Raw genomic sequence first — 17,315 nt, 5'->3', positions numbered from 1 at the left:
GCCACGGCGGGCGGGGGCGGCATGGCGTCCGACCGCGCCCGCACTGCGTTGGCGTCGCGGCTGCGTGCCGGCGGCATCCGCGACGAGCGCGTGCTGAGCGCCATCGCCACGGTGCCGCGCCACCTGTTCATGGAGCCGGGGCTGGCCTCGCAAGCCTACGAAGATGCTGCGCTGCCAATCGGCCATCAGCAGACCATCTCCAAGCCGTCGGTGGTGGCGCGCATGATCGAACTGCTGCGCGAGGGTCTTACGCCAGACCAGCCGCTTGCGCGGGTGCTGGAAATCGGCACCGGCTGCGGCTATCAGGCCGCCGTGCTGAGCCTCGTCGCGCAGGAAGTGTTCTCTATCGAACGGATTCGTCCGCTACACGAACAGGCGAAGGCGAACCTCCGCCCGCTGCGCGTGCCCAACATCCGCCTGCACTACGGCGATGGCATGCTCGGGCTGCCGCAGGCCGCGCCGTTTTCCGCCATCATCCTGGCCGCCGCCGGGATGGACGTGCCCGAGGCGCTGCTCGGGCAACTCGCGATTGGCGGCCGGCTGATCGCCCCGGTGGTGGCATCCGCCCCGGGCGGCCCCGGCCAGACCGTCACCCAGCAACTCTTGCTGATCGAGCGCCTGAACCGGCATCGGTTTCACAGGACCGCGCTTGAAGCCGTTTTCTTTGTGCCCTTAAAATCGGGCACCATCTGAGTCGAACTATGCACAACATCGTGAAATCGGAACATTTCGCACGTTTGGGACAACGTTTTACCGTCACCGCGCTCGTCGCCCTGCTGGCCGCCTGCGCCAATTCGCCCATGCCCGCCCCGGTGGTGGACCGCACCTCCACCGCAGGTGGACAGGGCGCCGCGCCGGTGGAGCCCGCCCCGCCTGGATACTATCGGGTCAAGCGAGGCGATACCCTTTACCGTATCGCGCTCGAGAACGGGCAGTCGTATCGCGACGTGGCGTCCTGGAACAATATCGGTAACGCGAATCAGATCGAGGTGGGTCAACTGCTGCGCGTCGTGCCGCCGAGCGCCGACCCGAACGCGGCTCCGGGCGTAGCCACGGTGCCAGTGGCGCCTGGCACGGTACAGTCGCAGCCGATTGACGCTGCGCGTCCGGTTGGCACCCCTGTGGGAACCCCCTCCGGCACCACGGCAGCGGCCTCGGTGCCGGCCGCCACGCCCTCGGCCGGTGCATCGGCGGCGGCAGCGGCTTCGGCCCCGGCTGGCGACGTGCGCCTGTCCTGGCCGGCCAGCGGTCAGCTGATTGGGAAATTTGATGACAAAGGTAACAAAGGCATTGATATCGCTGGCAAAAAAGGCGATGCCGTGCTCGCTGCCGACGAGGGTAGGGTGATTCACGTAGGCCCCTTGCGCGGCTACGGGAATCTTGTCATCATCAAACACAACGACACGTATCTCACCGCCTACGGTCATAACGACAAGGTGCTGGTGGCAGAGCAGTCAATGGTCCGCAAGGGCCAGAAGATTGCCGAAATGGGTAACAGTGATACTGACAGGGTCAAGCTGCACTTTGAGGTTCGCAAGAACGGAAAACCGGTCGATCCGATGCGGTATCTGCCGCCACAGTGAGGTTTCATGCCACGCCAGAAAACTGTCTCATCCGGAGTTGTCAGCAGGACCCGTCGTCCCAAGCAGCCGGAAGGAAAGGCTGGTGTGGCGAAATCTGCCGACGTGGTGGACGCCGAGGTCTTTGGCGACGATCCTGCCGCCGAAATGGTCCCGGCCACCGACGAGCCGATCACGCCCGTTGCGCGTGCCGGCCTGCGTGACACCGATCTCGCCACCGATCTGCGCGTAGATATCGCCGCCGCCGACGAGGGCGACGACGAGGAAGCCGAGGACGAGGAAGAGGAAGAAGAAGCCGCCGAGGCCGCGCCCGAGCACGACGACTTCAAGACCGTGCTCCACACGGAACTCGCGGCTGACACCGTCCAGCACTACCTGAACCGCATCAGCATCAAGCCGCTGCTGTCCGCGCCGGAGGAACTCCATTTCTCCACGCTGGCCAAGGGCGGGGATTTCTCTGCGCGGCAGGTAATGATCGAGCGCAACCTGCGCCTCGTGGTGAGCATCGCCAAGGGCTATCTGAATCGTGGCGTGCCGCTGCTCGATCTGATCGAGGAAGGCAACCTCGGCCTGATGCACGCCATCGAGAAGTTTGATCCGACCCGTGGCTTCCGCTTTTCCACCTATGCCACGTGGTGGATCCGCCAGAGCATCGAGCGCGCGATCATGAACCAGGCCCGCACGGTGCGGTTGCCGGTGCACGTGATTCGCGAGCTTAACCAGGTACTGCGTGCCAAGCGTCATCTTGAAAAAGGTGGCACCGATGGCCGCGACGCCAGCCTCGAGGACATTGCACATCTCCTCGGAAAGACGCCTGACGAGGTGCAGGACGTGCTGGCACTCAATGAACATACCACCTCGCTCGATACGCCGTTCGATCTCGACCCGGGCTCCAGCCTGCTCGATTTCCTTTCCGACGAGCACAACGCCGCGCCCGACCAGGAAGTGGCCCACCGCGAGTTGGAAAACCTGATGAAACTCTGGCTGGCCCGCCTGTCGGAGAAGCATCGCTATGTGGTGGAGCGCCGCTTCGGCCTGAACCACATCGAGCCGGCCACGCTTGAAGAGCTGGCTGAGGAAATGGGTCTGACGCGCGAGCGCGTGCGCCAGATCCAGCAGGAAGCGCTGGTCAAGCTCAAGCGGCATTTCGCTTCGCAAGGTGTCAGGAAGGACGCCGTTTTATGACCCCTGTGCTGGTATTCGACATCGAGACGATTCCCGATGTCGCCGGCCTGCGCCGTTTGCATGAGCATCCCGCATCGATGAGCGACGCCGAAGTCGCCGAGCATGCGTTTGCCGCCCGCCGGGACAAGACCGGCTCCGATTTCCTGCCGCACCACCTGCAGCGCGTGGCCGCCATTTCCTGTGTGCTGCGCCGCACGCAGCGCGATGGCTCCGCCGTCTTCCATGTCGGCTCGCTCGGCACGCTCGAGGACGGCGAGGCCACGCTGATCCAGAAATTCTACGAACTGATTGCGCGCTACAGCCCGCAACTGGTGTCGTGGAATGGCGGCGGCTTCGACCTGCCCGTGCTCCACTATCGTGGACTGATCAACGGTGTCAGCGCGCCGCGCTACTGGGAAATGGGCGAGGGCCGCGACGACGACAGCCGCGACTTCAAATGGAATAACTACATCAGCCGCTATCACATGCGGCATCTGGATCTGATGGACCTGCTGGCGATGTACCAGCCACGGGCCAGCGCGCCGCTCGACGACCTGGCCAAGCTGTGCGGCTTCCCGGGCAAGATGGGGATGGACGGCAGCAAGGTCTGGGAGGCCTACCAGCAAGGCCAGCTCGCCGCGATTCGCGATTATTGCGAGACCGACGTCGTCAACACCTACCTGATGTACTGCCGCTTCCAGTTGATGCGCGGCGGGCTGACGCCGCGCGAGTTCGACATGGAAGTGTCGCTGGTGCAGGAGTCGCTGGCGGAGCTGCCGGGCGAGCAGTGGATGCAGTACTTGCGCGCCTTCCAGCTTCAGCCGATGAGCCCCGAGGACGAGGAAGAGCCCGAGATCTAGGCCCGACGCCGTTAGGCGTCCAGCGTCAGGTGGATGGGCTGGTGGTCCGAGGCATCGGTCTCGCTGTTGACTTCGCAACGTTGCACATCGGCGAGCAAATTCTCCGTCACGAAGACGAAATCGCACGCGAAGGGCGGCTCCGGCCATTGTTTCTTGTCATAGAGGGCGCAGGTCGGCGCATGAGGCTGGCCTGGATGGGTGTGGACCCACGCGTCGTGCCAGTTCGGCGTGGCATCCGGATAGCGCTCCAGCATGGTGCGGTAGGCCACATCTTCCGGCTTGGCGTTGAAGTCGCCGCACAGGATCGCTTCGATCGGCCGGGGTTCCGGCGTGAACGGGCCGGGGCGTGATTCCGATTTGCCGGGCCGACGGGCGTGGTCGCACGCCTCCTTGTGCCACGCGCGCAGGGCAACGGCCTGGGCCTCGCGTTGCAGCTTCGAATAGAACTCCAGATGCGTGGAGATCACACGCAGGCGCCGCGCCCCGATCTGCACCGTGACGTCGAGCGCCACACGTGGCATCGACGCCACTTCCGGGTCGGCCGGCCAGGGGAGTGCATGGCGGAAGACCTCCCGCACCGCCAGCCGCGTGGCCACTACGTTGCCGATCTGGCGATGGCTGCCATCGTTCCCGGTGCGATCGACGCCGGGCGCGAAGATGACGCGATAGCCGGGCAGCAGCGCGGTCAGCTCGGCCACCTGATCGCGGCTGGGGTTGCCGGCCATGTCGGTGAAACCGCGCGTGACCTCCTGCAGGCAGATCACATCGGCATCGGCCATGCCCTGCATGGTGTCGACGATGCGGGCGAGGTCGACCTTGCCGTCCGCCCCGCGCCCCCATTGGATATTCCACGTAATCAGTTCCATCGCCTTCCTTGCATTGCGGCAGCCGTCTGGCGCCGTGACTGGAATACAATCGCGCTTTCGCAAAACAATACGTCAGGTCCCACTGGTGTCTCAAGCCGTGTCTTCATCCGCCCACCCGGCGACGCAGTCGAGTGTCGCTTCCGCCACAACTCCGGCGTCTCCCGAACCGGTTGTCAAGATCGAAAGCCTCGACATGGAGGCGCGCGGCGTCGGCCGCCTGGTCAATGAGGATGGCACGCCGGGCAAAGTGATCTTCGTCGAGGGCGCGCTGCCAGGCGAGACGGTCAGCTATCGCAGTTTCCGCCGCAAGCCGAGCTACGAGCAGGCCCATCTGGTGGAGGTGAAACAGGCCTCGGTGATGCGTGTGGACCCGGGTTGCCAGCATTTCGGCGTGTGCGGCGGTTGCTCGATGCAGCACCTGGACGCTCGCGCGCAACTGGCCATCAAGCAGCGCGTGCTGGAAGACAATCTCTGGCATCTGTCGAAGGTCCGGCCGGACGTCGTATTCCGTCCAATCGCCGGGCCCGACTGGGGCTATCGCTACCGCGCACGGCTGACCGTGCGCTATGTGGCGAAGAAGGGTGGGGCGCTGGTGGGCTTCCACGAGCGCAAGAGCAGCTACGTGGCCGACATGACGCGCTGCGAGATCCTGCCGCCGCATGTGTCCGCGCTGCTGGTGCCACTGCGCGAGCTGGTCTCGGGGTTGTCGATCCGTGACCGCATGCCCCAGATCGAACTCGCCGTGGGGCAGGAGGTGACGGCGCTGGTGCTGCGCATCCTCGAGCCGCTGACCGATGCCGACAAGGATCTGCTACGCGCCTTCGCCGACCGCCACGGCGTGCAGTTCTGGCTCCAGCCGAAGGGTCCGGACACGGTCTATCCGTTCTATCCGGCAGACCAGGAACTGGCTTACACGCTGCCCGAGTTCGGCATCCGCATGCCGTTCAAGCCGACCGATTTCACGCAGGTCAATCACCAGATCAACCGCGTGCTGATCGGCCGTGCGCTGCGCCTGCTGGACGCCGCGCCCACGGACCGGCTGCTCGACCTGTTCTGCGGCATCGGCAATTTCACGCTGCCGCTGGCCACGCAGGGCGCCTCGGTGATGGGCATCGAGGGCAGCGAGGTGCTGACCACGCGCGCGTTGGCCAATGCCGAGTACAACGGGCTGGCTGGCAAGACTTCGTTCGCCTGCCGCAACCTGTTCGAGGTGACGGCCGAGGATATCGCCGCGCTGGGCCAATTCGATCGCTGGCTCGTCGATCCGCCCCGCGAGGGTGCGCTGGCGGTCTGCAAGGCGCTTGGCGAGCTCAACCAGGCTGGCAGCGATGTGCTGCCGAAGCGCATTGTCTATGTGTCGTGCAGCCCAGCCACGCTGGCGCGCGACGCGGGCCTGCTGGTGCACGAAGCTGGCTATCGGCTGGCCGGCGCCGGCGTGGTCAATATGTTCCCGCACACGTCGCACGTGGAGTCGATCGCGGCATTCGAGCGTGATTGACCGACGGCGATGACCATCGCGCAGGCATGAAAAAACCGGCCCGAAGGCCGGTTTTCTCGTTTGCAGCAACGTTGCGAGTCGTGCGTCAGTCGCGGTTGCCGCCGAAGATGCCCAGCAGCGCCAGCAGGTTCGCGAACACGTTGTAGACGTCGAGGTAGATCGCGAGCGTGGCGGTGATGTAGTTGGTCTCGCCGCCGTTCACGATGCGCTGCACGTCGAACAGGATGTACGCGGAGAAGATGCCGATCGCGATCACGGACACGGTGATCATCAGCGCGGGCATCTGGAGCCAGATGTTGGCCACGCTGGCCAGGATCAGCAGGATGACGCCCATGAACAGGAACTTGCTCATGCCGGAGAAATCGCGCTTGCTGACCGTGGCGATGGACGCCATCGTGGCGAACACGGCGGCCGTGCCGCCGAACGCGTACATGATCAGCGCCGGGCCGTTGGAGAACGACAGCGTTGCGCTGATCAGCCGCGACAGCATCAGGCCCATGAAGAACGTGAACGCCAGCAGCAGGACCACGCCCATGCTGCTGTTCTTGGTCTTCTCGATGCCATACATGAAGCCGAACGCGACCGCGAAGAAGATCAGGATCGAGAGGCCGGGGCTGCCCGCCATCAGCGTGAAGCCGGAGGCCACGCCGATCCACGCGCCGAGCACGGTCGGGATCATCGAGAGGGCCAGCAGCCAGTAGGTGTTGCGTAGGACCCGGTTGCGGACGACGACATCGGTCGCGCCCGCGCTGTTGCCGAAACCGTAGGTGTTCAGCTTGTTGTTCATGGTGACTCCTGTCATCAATGTTCGGTGAGGCGCCGGGTGAGACCCGGGCGGCACAGCGTCAATGTGGCATTGCGTAAGCGGTTTTGCAAGGGCCTTTGTCTTAACAATAACCCATTGGCCTGGTTGTTTTCCGGTTTCGCAAACATTTGACGAGACTTCGGCGCTTCCGTTCCCCGATAGTACGCCCAAGATGTGCATCTTAGGATACTTATTGCATCGCAGCATCGTGCATCAGGGCTCACAACGGGGCGAACGGGCCACGCGCTCGAATCCGTCTTGGTCTCGTGCTAGAATTGCACGTTTAATCCATTTGTAACCCCTTCATTTTTCGGAGTTTTTCATGGCGATCGAACGCACCCTGTCGATTATCAAGCCGGATGCCGTGGCCAAGAACGTTATCGGCCAGATCTACGCCCGTTTCGAGGCCGCTGGCCTGAAGATCGTTGCTGCCAAGATGGTTCACCTGTCGCGCGGTGAAGCCGAGCAGTTCTACGCCGTGCATAAGGCACGCCCGTTCTTCAAGGACCTGGTGGACTTCATGGTTTCCGGCCCGGTGATGATCCAGGCTCTGGAAGGCGAGAACGCCATTGCCAAGAACCGTGACCTGATGGGCGCCACGGACCCGAAGAAGGCTGAGAAGGGCACGATCCGCGCCGATTTCGCCGACAGCATCGACGCCAACGCCGTGCACGGTTCGGACGCCGCGGAAACGGCAGCTCAGGAAGTGGCTTTCTTCTTCCCGGGCATGAACGTTTACGGCCGCTGATTGTCCCGTGACATCACGACCTGTACTGAAGTAAAGCTGGAATTGCCGTCATGAACCCTCTCGTCAACCTGCTCGATCTCGACGCGGACGCGCTCACCGCCTATTGCGGCGAGCTCGGCGAGAAGCCGTTCCGTGCCCGGCAATTGCAGCGCTGGATCCACCAGTTCGGTGCCAGCCAGTTCGACGCCATGTCGGATCTCGCCAAGTCGCTGCGCGAAAAGCTCGCCACGCGCGCCGAGATCCGCTCGCCCGCCATCATCACCGACAACGTGTCGGCCGATGGCACGCGCAAATGGCTGCTCGACGTGGGCGCCGGCAACGCGGTGGAGACGGTGTACATCCCCGAGGACACGCGTGGCACGCTGTGCGTGTCCTCGCAGGCCGGGTGTGCCGTCAACTGCCGGTTCTGTTCGACCGGCAAGCAGGGTTTCTCGCGTAATCTGTCGACTGGCGAGATCATCGGCCAGCTCTGGATGGCCGAATTCGCCATGCGTGCCCAGCTGGGCCGCGGCCCCAAGGACGACCGCGTCATCTCCAACGTGGTGATGATGGGCATGGGCGAGCCGCTGCTCAACTACGACGCCGTGGTGCCGGCCATGCGCCTGATGCTCGACGACAACGCGTACGGCCTCTCGCGCCGCCGCGTCACGCTGTCCACCTCCGGCGTGGTGCCGATGATGGATCGGCTGTCGAAAGACCTGCCGGTGGCGCTGGCGGTATCGCTGCATGCGTCGAATGACGCGCTGCGCGACGTGCTGGTCCCGCTCAACAAGAAGTACCCGCTGGCCGAACTGATGGCGGCATGCCGCCGCTACCTCGAGTTCGCGCCGCGCGATTTCATCACCTTCGAATACTGCATGCTCGATGGCGTCAACGACGGCGTCGAGCATGCGCGGGAACTGCTGAAGCTTGTGGCCGACGTGCCGTGCAAGTTCAACCTGATCCCGTTCAACCCGTTCCCGGAATCTGGCCTGAAGCGCTCGAACAACGAGCAGATCCGCCGCTTCGCCCAGGTGCTGATGGACGCGGGCATCGTTACCACGATCCGCAAGACCCGCGGCGACGACATCGACGCCGCCTGTGGCCAGCTGGCCGGGGAAGTCATGGATCGGACCCGTCTGGCCGAGCGCGGCAAGTTCGGCAAGATCACGCCACTGGTGCCGGTGGTTGCCGCCGGCCCATCTCGGGAGGCCCGTCCTGCATGACCCGTCTGATTGTCGCAGCCCTGTCAGGGCTGATGATGTTGTCCGCCTGCACGTTGCCGCCCCCGCCGTCGCAGGACATCAAGACCGCCTCCGACCAGACCGCAGCGAGCCGCCGCGCCGCCATCCGGCTACAGCTGGCTACGCAATATCTTGATGCGCGCCAGTATCCGGTGGCGTTGGACGAGGTGAAGCAGGCCATCGCGATCGACCCGACCTCCGTGGATGCCTACCATGTGCGCGCACTGATCTACATGGGCATGAACGAGAACGCGCTGGCGGAGGATAGCTTCCGCACGGCGCTCTCGATGCGTGCCAATGATCCGGACGTGCTCAACAACTACGGCTGGTTTCTCTGCCTGACCAACCGTTTTGCCGACGGCAAGGCCACGCTCCAGCGCGCGGTGCAGGCGCCGTCTGCCAACGGGCCGGTCAAGCCGCTGACCAACCTCGGCGCTTGCGAACTGCGCAACGGCGACATGGTGGCGGCGGAAAAGAACCTCCAGGCCGCGTATGGCTATGACCGCAGCGACCCGTCGGTCAATACGAACCTGGCGTTGCTGAACTACAAGCGCGGCAACTTCGCACAAGCACAGGAATACGCCGGCAAGGTCAACAACAGCCGGTTTGTCAGCGCGCAATCCCTCTGGCTGGGAGCGCGTATTGCACGCCGTCAGGGCGACTCAGCGACGCAGAATGCGCTGTTATCGCAACTCCGCAACCGGTTTCCCGACTCGCGCGAGCTGACGGCCTACGAGAGAGGAGCTTGGGATGAGTGAACAAGAGCGCGCCTTGGAAACTGCGACGACGGGTCACGTCGGCAGTGGCGCGACAGACTCCGACCGCGAGGCTGTAGCCCGCGAGATCGGGGCGCAACTGAAGGAAGCACGCCAGGCGCAGCGCCTGTCGCTGGAGGACGTGAGCGCGCGGCTCAAGGTGGCGTCGGCCAAGCTGGCGGCCATCGAGTCCGGCAACGTGGCGAGCCTGCCTGACGTGACGTTTGCCAAGGGCGTGATGCGCGCCTATGCGCGTACGCTCCATATCGATATCGATGCGCTGCTGGGCCGGTATCACGCCCAGGCGCAGACGGCGCCGGTGCAGGAGATCACGCGCCGCCGCGAAGGCGCGATCAACCAGACGTTCGACGACCGCAAGCGCTTTGGCTCGAAGAGTTCGAGCAGCGCGGGTGGCCGCTGGGTGTGGCTGTTCTTCGTGCTCGTGGTGCTGGGCGCGGGCGGCTATTTCGGCTTCGACCACGCCCGTGCGTGGTGGGAATCGCGCGAGCAGGCCGCCGCGGAAGCGCCGGCCTCCGCTGTTGTCACGGAAGACGCCACCACGGCGCAGAGCCATGGCGACGGTACCGTGACCGCCGCGCTGCCGCCGGTGATGGCAGGCAACGACTCGCCGGCGCCGTCGGAAGCACCGCCCACGACCGTGGCTGGCCTGCCTCTGGCGACAGGTGGCGCATTGGTCACTTCAGATGCGGCTTCGGCGGCGTCTGCCGCACCGCCTGCCCCCGCCGTAACGAAGCCAGCCCCGACCACCACGGCTGCGCCCGTGTCGGAGGCCGCCAAGGCAGCCCCCGCAGCCACGGCCACGACGGCCGCGGACGGCACGATCCAGATCCGCTTCTCGGCGGACACCTGGTACGAAGTGCGTGACCGCACCGGAAAGGTCATCCTGGGCGGCACTGCCAAGGCCGGCGATACCGCCGCCGGCAGCGGCGCGGGTGGCCCGTACAAGCTGGTCCTGGGCAATGTAAAGGGTGTGGAATCGATCACGCGCAATGGCGCACCCGTCGATTTCCAGTCCGCCAACCGAAACAATGTGGCGCGCCTGACGCTGCAATAATGCAGTCGGGTGGCGCATCAAGCGATGCAACAAGGTGGTAACGCTATGAACGAGAAGGCTTCTCAGCCGGTTCTGCCGGGTCCGTTGCCGCGCCGGCAGTCGCGCCAGGCGCGCGTGGTGTGGGGCGACAATATTGTCACCGTAGGGGGTGGCGCACCGGTCCGCGTGCAGTCGATGACGAACACGGACACGGTCGATGCTATCGGTACCGCGATCCAGGTCAAGGAACTGGCGCGCGCCGGGTCCGAGATCGTCCGCATCACGGTGAACACGCCCGAGGCCGCCGCCGCCGTGCCGGCCATCCGCGAACAGCTGGACCGCATGGGTGTGGACGTGCCGCTGGTCGGCGACTTCCACTACAACGGCCACACGCTGCTGCACGAGTACCCGGATTGCGCGAAGGCGCTGTCGAAGTACCGCATCAACCCGGGCAACGTCGGCAAGGGCGCCAAGCGCGACAAGCAGTTCGCCGAAATGATCGAACTGGCCTGCCGCTATGAGAAACCGGTGCGCATCGGCGTGAACTGGGGCAGCCTGGACCAGGATCTGCTCGCGCGCATCATGGACGAGAACGCCTCCCGTGCCGTGCCCTGGGGCGCGCAGAGCGTGATGGTCGAGGCGCTGATCACGTCGGCGATCGAGTCGGCGCAGAAGGCCGAGGAAATCGGCCTGCCGGGCAGCCAGATCATCCTGTCGTGCAAGGTCTCGCAGGTGCAGGATCTGATCGCGGTGTACCGCGAGCTGGCCCGCCGCTGTGAATACGCGCTGCACCTGGGCCTGACCGAAGCTGGCATGGGCAGCAAGGGCATCGTGGCCTCGACGGCCGCGCTGTCGGTGCTGATGCAGGAAGGCATTGGCGACACCATCCGCATCTCGCTGACCCCGGAACCGGGCGCGGCGCGCGAGAAGGAAGTCTACGTGGCGCAGGAAATCCTTCAGACCATGGGGCTGCGCAATTTCACGCCGATGGTGATTGCGTGCCCGGGCTGCGGCCGCACCACGAGCACCACGTTCCAGGAACTCGCGTCCAGCATCCAGTCGTATCTGCGCGAGCAGATGCCGACGTGGAAGACTGCGTATCCGGGCGTCGAGGAAATGGATGTAGCCGTGATGGGTTGCATCGTGAATGGCCCCGGCGAGAGCAAGCATGCCAATATCGGCATCTCGCTGCCGGGCTCAGGCGAGTCGCCGGCAGCGCCGGTGTTTGTCGATGGCGTGAAGGTAAAGACGCTGCGCGGCGAACGCATCGCCGAGGAATTCCAGGCCATCGTGGACGAGTACGTGCGCACGCACTATGGTCCCGGCGCCACGCAGCAAGTACAAGAATCGGTGGCCTGAACCCGGCTGCATCGCAGCCAGGCAGGCAACACCGCAGGTAACGAAACGGATATGAGCGAAGAGAAGACGAAGGCCGTCAAGGCACTGCAGGGCGTGAAGGGCATGAACGACATGCTGCCCGCCGACGCCCCGCTGTGGGAAATGTTCGAGAACGCCGCGCGCAGCATGCTGCGTGCCTACGGCTACCAGCAGATCCGCACGCCGATCGTCGAGCATACGCAGCTGTTCGTCCGTGGCATTGGCGAAGTGACGGACATCGTCGAGAAGGAAATGTATTCCTTCACCGATGCGCTGAACGGCGAGAACCTGACGCTGCGTCCGGAAGGCACGGCGGCGGCGGTGCGCGCGACCATCGAGCACAACCTGCTTTACGACGGCCCGAAGCGCCTCTGGTACACCGGCCCGATGTTCCGCCACGAGCGTCCGCAGCGCGGCCGCTATCGCCAGTTCCACCAGCTTGGGGCCGAGGCGCTTGGCTTTGCCGGCCCCGACGTGGACGCCGAGATCATCCTGATGTGCCAGCGCCTGTGGGACGACCTGGGCCTGGTCAACGTGCGGCTGGAACTCAATTCGCTGGGCCAGGCGCATGAGCGCGCGGCCCACCGCGAGGAATTGATCAAGTACCTCGAGGGCTTCCAGGACATCCTTGACGAGGACGGCAAGCGCCGCCTCTACACGAATCCGCTGCGCGTGCTGGACACCAAGAATCCGGCGCTGCAGGAAATGGCCGCCAACGCGCCCAAGCTGATCGACTTCCTGGGCGAGGAATCGCTGGCCCACTTCGAGGGCGTGCAGCGCCTGCTGAAGGCCAACAACATCCCGTTCAAGATCAATCCGCGCCTGGTGCGTGGGCTCGATTACTACAACCTGACCGTGTTCGAGTGGATCACGGACAAGCTCGGTGCCCAAGGCACCATTGCCGGCGGCGGCCGCTACGACCCGCTGATCCAGCAGATGGGCGGCAAGCCCGCGCCGGCCTGCGGCTGGGCGATGGGTATCGAGCGGATCATCGAGTTGATGCGCGAGGAGAAGCTCGCGCCGGAAGCGCCGGGTTGCGACGTCTACCTGGTGCACCAGGGCGAGGCGGCTGGCCAGCAGGCCATCATCGTGGCCGAGCGGCTGCGCGACGCCGGGCTGGACGTGGTGGTGCATGCCACGCCGGATGGCAAGAGCGGCAGCTTCAAGTCGCAGATGAAGCGCGCCGACGCAAGTGGGGCATCCTTTGCCGTTATTATTGGCGACGACGAAGTGGCGGCCGGCGTGATGCAGGTCAAGCAACTGCGCGGCGGCAACGCCGGCGACGGCGGCCCGCAGACGAGCGTTGCGGCCGAAGCGGTGGTGGACCACATCATCGACGCGATGGTCAACGCGACAGAGTCTGACACCGCGGGCGACGCGGAAGACGAACAATAAGCGGATTCAGCGGTATCCAGCCTGGCCGATCCCGGGGACGGCCAGACTTATCAACCTTTGCGGGTAACTGCCGCGACATGGCTTGCGAGACATGGCTTACGATCTAGAAGAACAGGAACAGCTTGAGAGCCTGAAGGCCTGGTGGAACCAGTATGGCAACATCGTCACGTGGATCGTGATTGCCGCGCTGCTCGGTTTCGCGGCCTGGAGCGGCTGGAACTACTGGCAGCGCGTCCAGGCGCGCGATGCCGCGCTGCTGTACGAGCAGGTCACCAAGGCTGCCGAGGCGCGCGACGTGGACCGCGTGAAGCGCGCCGCCACCGACCTCGAGGATAAGTTCGGCCGCACGGCCTATGGTCCGATGAGCGCGCTCGTCGCAGCCAAGGTGCTGTACGACGCGGGCGACCTGGCCGGGGCCAAGACGCAGTTGCAGTGGGCCGTCGACCATGGTGGCGATGAGTACGCCCCCTTGGCGCGGGTGCGCCTGGCCGGCGTGCTGCTCGACGAGAAGGCGTACGACCAGGGCCTCGCGCTGCTGAAGGACACGCCGCCCGCCCAGTTCGAGGCACTGTTTGCCGACCGCCGGGGCGACTTGCTGGCTGCGCAGGACAAGCGCGACGATGCCCGCACCGCGTACCGCACGGCGCTGGAGAAGCTGAGCGCCGACGAGGGCGGCATGCGCCAGATCATCCAGTTCAAGCTCGACGCGCTGGGCACGGCCTAAGCGGCACATCGAATAATCCTTAGGATCGCATCCCTATGACGTCATTGCTTCGCGCCGCCGCCATCCGTTCGCTGTCTCCCGTAGTGTCTCGCCGTGTCGCCCGCGTGGTGGTCGCCGGCGCCTGCGTGAGTGCGCTGGCTGGCTGCTCGCTGTTCGGCAAGGAAAACAAGCATCCGCCCACCGAGCTGAAGCCGATTTCGGCCACGCTGTCGGTCAAACAGGCCTGGAAGGCCGACGTGGGCAAGAGCGGCCCGTACGTGATGGCCCCGGTGGCGGCTGGTAATAATGTATACGTGTCGTCCAACGGCGGCACCGTGCTGGCGCTGGAAGGCAATTCGGGACGTACGCTCTGGAAGGCCAAGACCGACCTCGACCTGACCTCGGGCCCCGGCTCGGACGGTTCGGTGACGGCCGTGGCAGGTGAGAAGGGCGCGATCTACGCCTTCGACACCAGCGGCAAGCAGCTCTGGAAGAAGCAGGTCAACGGCGAGGTGCTGTCGGCGCCGCTGGTCGGCAACGGCCTGGTGGTCGTGCGCACGACCGACACGCGCGTGATCGGCCTTGACGCCCAGACCGGCGACCGCCGCTGGATCTACCAGCGCTCGCAGACCCCGCTGAACCTGCGCGCCGCGATGGGCATGGTCTATGCCGGCGACGGCATCGTCATGGGCTTCCCGGGCGGCAAGCTCGGCGTGCTGGCACCCGGCAACGGCGTGCTGCGCTGGGAAAGCACGGTGTCGTACCCGAAGGGCGTGTCCGAGATCGAACGCCTCAACGACGTGACCGGCGTGCCGGCCGTCAATGGCCGCCAGGTGTGCGCCACGACCTTCCAGGGCCGTGTGTCGTGCCTGGAACTGGCCAACGGCCAGCCGCAGTGGGGCAAGGACTTCTCCTCGCCGACCGGGCTGGCCCAGGATGACACGTCGCTGTTCGCCAGCGACGAAACCTCGACCCTTTTCGCGTTCGACCGCTCCAACGGCAACGAGCGCTGGAAGAACGACCAGCTCCGCTATCGCAGCCTGGGCGCGCCGATCGCGCTCGGCCGTTCGGTGGTGGTGGGGGATTTCGAGGGCTTTGTCCACTTCCTGTCCCGTGAGGACGGGCAGATCGTGGCCCGCATGAAGACCGACGGCAGCGCCGTCAGCGCAGCGCCGGTCGTGGCCGGCCAGACGCTGGTCGTTCAGACCCGCGACGGCGATATCTTCGGTTTCGTACCGAACTGATCGCCAGCGCACGCAAGCCTGGCCGTGCCCCTGTCGCACGGCCGGCGCCAATCCGGTAGCATGATCCCTGGTCGTGCAGCAACTGCGGAAGGTGGCGATTCGCCCCGGTTCCGCGCCCGACAGGAAGCCCCATTTCAGGGAATACGGCCAGCCGCGCGGTGATTCGCGCTATGGTTGTCGGATCAACATGACTCCGGAGTTGCCGGGGGACGGCATTTGCCGCCCCCCGTTTCCGTTTATTGCATGAAACCAGTTATCGCAATCGTCGGACGCCCGAATGTGGGCAAGTCGACGCTATTCAATCGCATGACCCGCTCCCGGGACGCCCTCGTGGCTGACCTGCCGGGTCTCACGCGCGACCGCCACTACGGCGAAGGCCGCATCGGCGAGCGTCCGTTCATCGTCATCGACACGGGTGGTTTCGAACCCGTGGCCAAGGAAGGCATCGTGGCCGAGATGGCCAAGCAGACGCGCCAGGCCGTGGTGGAGGCCGACGTGGTCATCTTCCTGGTCGACGGCCGCCTGGGCCTGGCGCCGCAGGACCGCGTGATTGCCGACTACCTGCGCAAGACCGGTCGGCGCATCATGCTGGCCGTGAACAAGGCCGAGGGCATGAAGTACACCTCGGTGGCCGCGGATTTCTACGAACTTGGCATGGGCGACCCCTATGCAATTTCGTCCACGCACGGCGACGGCGTGAGCGAACTCGTGGACGAGGCGCTGGAATTGGCGGTGCAGGAGCGTCCGGAGCTGGCCGAACAGACGGATGAGAGCCATCGCGGCGTGAAGATCGCCATCGTGGGGCGCCCGAACGTGGGCAAGTCCACGATGGTTAACACGCTGATCGGCGAGGAGCGCGTGATCGCGTTCGACATGCCGGGCACCACGCGTGACGCGATCTACGTGGAATTCGAGCGGGGCGGCAAGCCGTACACGCTGATCGACACGGCCGGCCTGCGCAAGCGCGGCAAGGTGTTCGAGGCGATCGAGAAGTTCTCGGTGGTCAAGACGCTGCAGTCGATTGCCGACGCCAACGTGGTCATCCTGCTGCTCGACGCCCAGCAGGATATTTCCGAGCAGGACGCGCACATCGCCGGCTTTATCGTCGAATCCGGCCGGGCGCTGGTGGTGGGCGTGAACAAGTGGGACGGGCTGGACGGCCACACGCGTGACCGCATCAAGCACGACCTGGAGCGCAAGCTGCAGTTCCTGAGCTTCGCGAATTTCCACTTCGTGTCTGCGCGGGAACGCACCGGCATCGGTGCGCTGCTGCGCTCGGTGGACGAGGCGTACGCCGCCGCGATGGTCAAGCTGCCCACGCCGCAGCTGACCCGTGTGCTGGCCGAAGCGGTGGAGTTCCAGCAGCCCAAGCGCGTGGGCGCGTCGCGCCCCAAGCTGCGCTACGCGCACCAGGGCGGCTCGAATCCGCCGATCATCGTGGTGCACGGCAACGCGCTGCAAGGTGTGGCCGAGACCTATCGGCGCTATCTGGAAAACCGCTTCCGGACAGCGTTCAAGCTCAAGGGCACACCGCTGCGCATCGAATTTCGTACGAACAAAAACCCGTACGCCGACTCGAAGGAATGAGGCGCAACCGTGCCTTTCTTCGCGGCCAAGTTTCGTTTGCGTTCGTTTGGAACTGAGGCTAAATTCACGGTAGCAGGGGAAGCCCTGCTCGTTGATGCCAGCTTGGTACCGTTTTGATCTTTTTTCTGGCGCGGTTTTGCGCCAACTGACTTGAACCGGGGACTTTTGTCCCCATCATCCATCACTAAATCTATAAATTTGGAGTGTGCCATGAGCAACAAAGGGCAATTGCTACAAGACCCGTTCCTGAACGCGCTGCGCAAAGAGCACGTGCCGGTTTCCATCTACCTCGTCAATGGCATCAAGCTGCAAGGCAACATCGAGTCGTTCGACCAGTACGTCGTCCTGCTGCGTAACACCGTGACGCAGATGGTTTACAAGCATGCAATTTCCACCGTCGTGCCTGCGCGCGCGGTCAACTTCCGCGTGGATGACTCCCCCGAGGGCTGATACTTC

At 64.9% G+C, this 17,315-nt stretch carries 17 protein-coding genes; 15 read left to right on the top strand and 2 right to left on the bottom strand.

The window, feature by feature from the left end:
* The 4 genes from KHO18_RS23035 to KHO18_RS23020 form a co-directional block, all read left to right on the top strand.
* Positions 1-693: protein-L-isoaspartate(D-aspartate) O-methyltransferase (locus tag KHO18_RS23035; protein WP_211943953.1), on the top strand; the 693-nt coding region annotated here is incomplete at its 5' end.
* An 8-nt stretch (positions 694-701) separates the two neighbouring features.
* Positions 702-1,583: a peptidoglycan DD-metalloendopeptidase family protein gene (locus KHO18_RS23030; protein WP_144200893.1), complete on the top strand. Its 882-nt coding sequence runs from the start codon at positions 702-704 to the stop codon at positions 1,581-1,583.
* A 6-nt stretch (positions 1,584-1,589) separates the two neighbouring features.
* A complete protein-coding gene (rpoS, locus tag KHO18_RS23025) occupies positions 1,590-2,765 on the top strand; it encodes an RNA polymerase sigma factor RpoS (RefSeq protein WP_144200891.1) in 1,176 nt (391 codons plus the stop codon).
* Entirely contained in the window at positions 2,762-3,604 is an 843-nt protein-coding gene (locus KHO18_RS23020) for a 3'-5' exonuclease (RefSeq protein WP_144200889.1), read from the top strand. The genes rpoS and KHO18_RS23020 overlap by 4 nt, the downstream gene beginning before the upstream one ends.
* Before the next feature lie 11 nt (positions 3,605-3,615).
* Here the strand turns inward: KHO18_RS23020 and KHO18_RS23015 are convergent, their stop codons facing one another.
* On the bottom strand, positions 3,616-4,470 hold the full coding sequence (locus KHO18_RS23015; RefSeq protein ID WP_211943952.1) for an endonuclease/exonuclease/phosphatase family protein: 855 nt from the start codon (positions 4,468-4,470) through the stop codon (positions 3,616-3,618).
* A gap of 97 nt (positions 4,471-4,567) precedes the next feature.
* On the opposite strand from KHO18_RS23015, the gene rlmD reads away from it, so the two are divergent.
* A complete protein-coding gene (gene rlmD / locus KHO18_RS23010; protein WP_280527771.1) occupies positions 4,568-5,968 on the top strand; it encodes a 23S rRNA (uracil(1939)-C(5))-methyltransferase RlmD in 1,401 nt (466 codons plus the stop codon).
* Between the two features lie 85 nt (positions 5,969-6,053).
* Here rlmD and KHO18_RS23005 read toward each other — a convergent pair whose 3' ends face one another.
* On the bottom strand, positions 6,054-6,755 hold the full coding sequence (locus tag KHO18_RS23005) for a Bax inhibitor-1/YccA family protein (protein ID WP_144200885.1): 702 nt from the start codon (positions 6,753-6,755) through the stop codon (positions 6,054-6,056).
* Positions 6,756-7,095: 340 nt separating this feature from the next.
* Here KHO18_RS23005 and ndk point away from each other — a divergent pair, with 340 nt between their 5' ends.
* From ndk to hfq, 10 genes are all read left to right on the top strand, one after another.
* Positions 7,096-7,521, top strand: coding sequence for a nucleoside-diphosphate kinase (ndk, locus tag KHO18_RS23000; RefSeq protein ID WP_144200883.1), 426 nt, complete (start codon positions 7,096-7,098; stop codon positions 7,519-7,521).
* A 50-nt stretch (positions 7,522-7,571) separates the two neighbouring features.
* Positions 7,572-8,726, top strand: a complete 1,155-nt coding sequence (gene rlmN / locus KHO18_RS22995; protein WP_144200881.1) for a 23S rRNA (adenine(2503)-C(2))-methyltransferase RlmN — start codon at positions 7,572-7,574, stop codon at positions 8,724-8,726.
* Positions 8,723-9,502, top strand: a complete 780-nt coding sequence (gene pilW / locus KHO18_RS22990) for a type IV pilus biogenesis/stability protein PilW (protein WP_144200880.1) — start codon at positions 8,723-8,725, stop codon at positions 9,500-9,502. Before rlmN ends, pilW begins: the two co-directional genes overlap by 4 nt.
* Positions 9,495-10,574 carry a RodZ domain-containing protein gene (locus tag KHO18_RS22985; protein WP_144200877.1) on the top strand — a complete coding sequence of 360 codons (1,080 nt, stop codon included), beginning with the start codon at positions 9,495-9,497 and terminating at the stop codon, positions 10,572-10,574. Before pilW ends, KHO18_RS22985 begins: the two co-directional genes overlap by 8 nt.
* A gap of 45 nt (positions 10,575-10,619) precedes the next feature.
* Positions 10,620-11,912: a flavodoxin-dependent (E)-4-hydroxy-3-methylbut-2-enyl-diphosphate synthase gene (gene ispG / locus KHO18_RS22980; RefSeq protein ID WP_144200875.1), complete on the top strand. Its 1,293-nt coding sequence runs from the start codon at positions 10,620-10,622 to the stop codon at positions 11,910-11,912.
* 51 nt (positions 11,913-11,963) lie between these two features.
* Positions 11,964-13,325, top strand: a complete 1,362-nt coding sequence (gene hisS, locus KHO18_RS22975) for a histidine--tRNA ligase (RefSeq protein ID WP_144200873.1) — start codon at positions 11,964-11,966, stop codon at positions 13,323-13,325.
* A 91-nt stretch (positions 13,326-13,416) separates the two neighbouring features.
* Complete coding sequence (locus KHO18_RS22970) at positions 13,417-14,049, top strand: YfgM family protein (protein WP_211943951.1); 633 nt, start codon at positions 13,417-13,419, stop codon at positions 14,047-14,049.
* A gap of 35 nt (positions 14,050-14,084) precedes the next feature.
* Positions 14,085-15,272: an outer membrane protein assembly factor BamB gene (bamB, locus tag KHO18_RS22965; protein ID WP_144200867.1), complete on the top strand. Its 1,188-nt coding sequence runs from the start codon at positions 14,085-14,087 to the stop codon at positions 15,270-15,272.
* 243 nt (positions 15,273-15,515) lie between these two features.
* Positions 15,516-16,859 carry a ribosome biogenesis GTPase Der gene (gene der / locus KHO18_RS22960; protein WP_144200865.1) on the top strand — a complete coding sequence of 448 codons (1,344 nt, stop codon included), beginning with the start codon at positions 15,516-15,518 and terminating at the stop codon, positions 16,857-16,859.
* Positions 16,860-17,069: 210 nt separating this feature from the next.
* The gene (gene hfq, locus KHO18_RS22955; RefSeq protein WP_092289682.1) at positions 17,070-17,309 is read left to right on the top strand and encodes an RNA chaperone Hfq; all 240 of its coding nucleotides are present in this window, start codon (positions 17,070-17,072) and stop codon (positions 17,307-17,309) included.
* Positions 17,310-17,315 lie beyond the last annotated feature (6 nt).

Origin of the sequence: Cupriavidus campinensis, from assembly GCF_905397395.1 — a bacterium.
Classification (GTDB): domain Bacteria; phylum Pseudomonadota; class Gammaproteobacteria; order Burkholderiales; family Burkholderiaceae; genus Cupriavidus; species Cupriavidus campinensis.
Note: the sequence above shows the minus strand (reverse complement) of the source record. Positions and strands in the feature narration are given on the sequence as shown.

Coding starts and splice junctions, on each gene's coding strand:
- KHO18_RS23030 (WP_144200893.1), top strand. CDS start 702: ATGCACAACATCGTGAAATCGGAACATTTCGCACGTTTGGGACAACGT.
- rpoS (WP_144200891.1), top strand. CDS start 1,590: ATGCCACGCCAGAAAACTGTCTCATCCGGAGTTGTCAGCAGGACCCGT.
- KHO18_RS23020 (WP_144200889.1), top strand. CDS start 2,762: ATGACCCCTGTGCTGGTATTCGACATCGAGACGATTCCCGATGTCGCC.
- KHO18_RS23015 (WP_211943952.1), bottom strand. CDS start 4,470: ATGGAACTGATTACGTGGAATATCCAATGGGGGCGCGGGGCGGACGGC.
- KHO18_RS23005 (WP_144200885.1), bottom strand. CDS start 6,755: ATGAACAACAAGCTGAACACCTACGGTTTCGGCAACAGCGCGGGCGCG.
- ndk (WP_144200883.1), top strand. CDS start 7,096: ATGGCGATCGAACGCACCCTGTCGATTATCAAGCCGGATGCCGTGGCC.
- rlmN (WP_144200881.1), top strand. CDS start 7,572: ATGAACCCTCTCGTCAACCTGCTCGATCTCGACGCGGACGCGCTCACC.
- pilW (WP_144200880.1), top strand. CDS start 8,723: ATGACCCGTCTGATTGTCGCAGCCCTGTCAGGGCTGATGATGTTGTCC.
- KHO18_RS22985 (WP_144200877.1), top strand. CDS start 9,495: ATGAGTGAACAAGAGCGCGCCTTGGAAACTGCGACGACGGGTCACGTC.
- ispG (WP_144200875.1), top strand. CDS start 10,620: ATGAACGAGAAGGCTTCTCAGCCGGTTCTGCCGGGTCCGTTGCCGCGC.
- hisS (WP_144200873.1), top strand. CDS start 11,964: ATGAGCGAAGAGAAGACGAAGGCCGTCAAGGCACTGCAGGGCGTGAAG.
- KHO18_RS22970 (WP_211943951.1), top strand. CDS start 13,417: ATGGCTTACGATCTAGAAGAACAGGAACAGCTTGAGAGCCTGAAGGCC.
- bamB (WP_144200867.1), top strand. CDS start 14,085: ATGACGTCATTGCTTCGCGCCGCCGCCATCCGTTCGCTGTCTCCCGTA.
- der (WP_144200865.1), top strand. CDS start 15,516: ATGAAACCAGTTATCGCAATCGTCGGACGCCCGAATGTGGGCAAGTCG.
- hfq (WP_092289682.1), top strand. CDS start 17,070: ATGAGCAACAAAGGGCAATTGCTACAAGACCCGTTCCTGAACGCGCTG.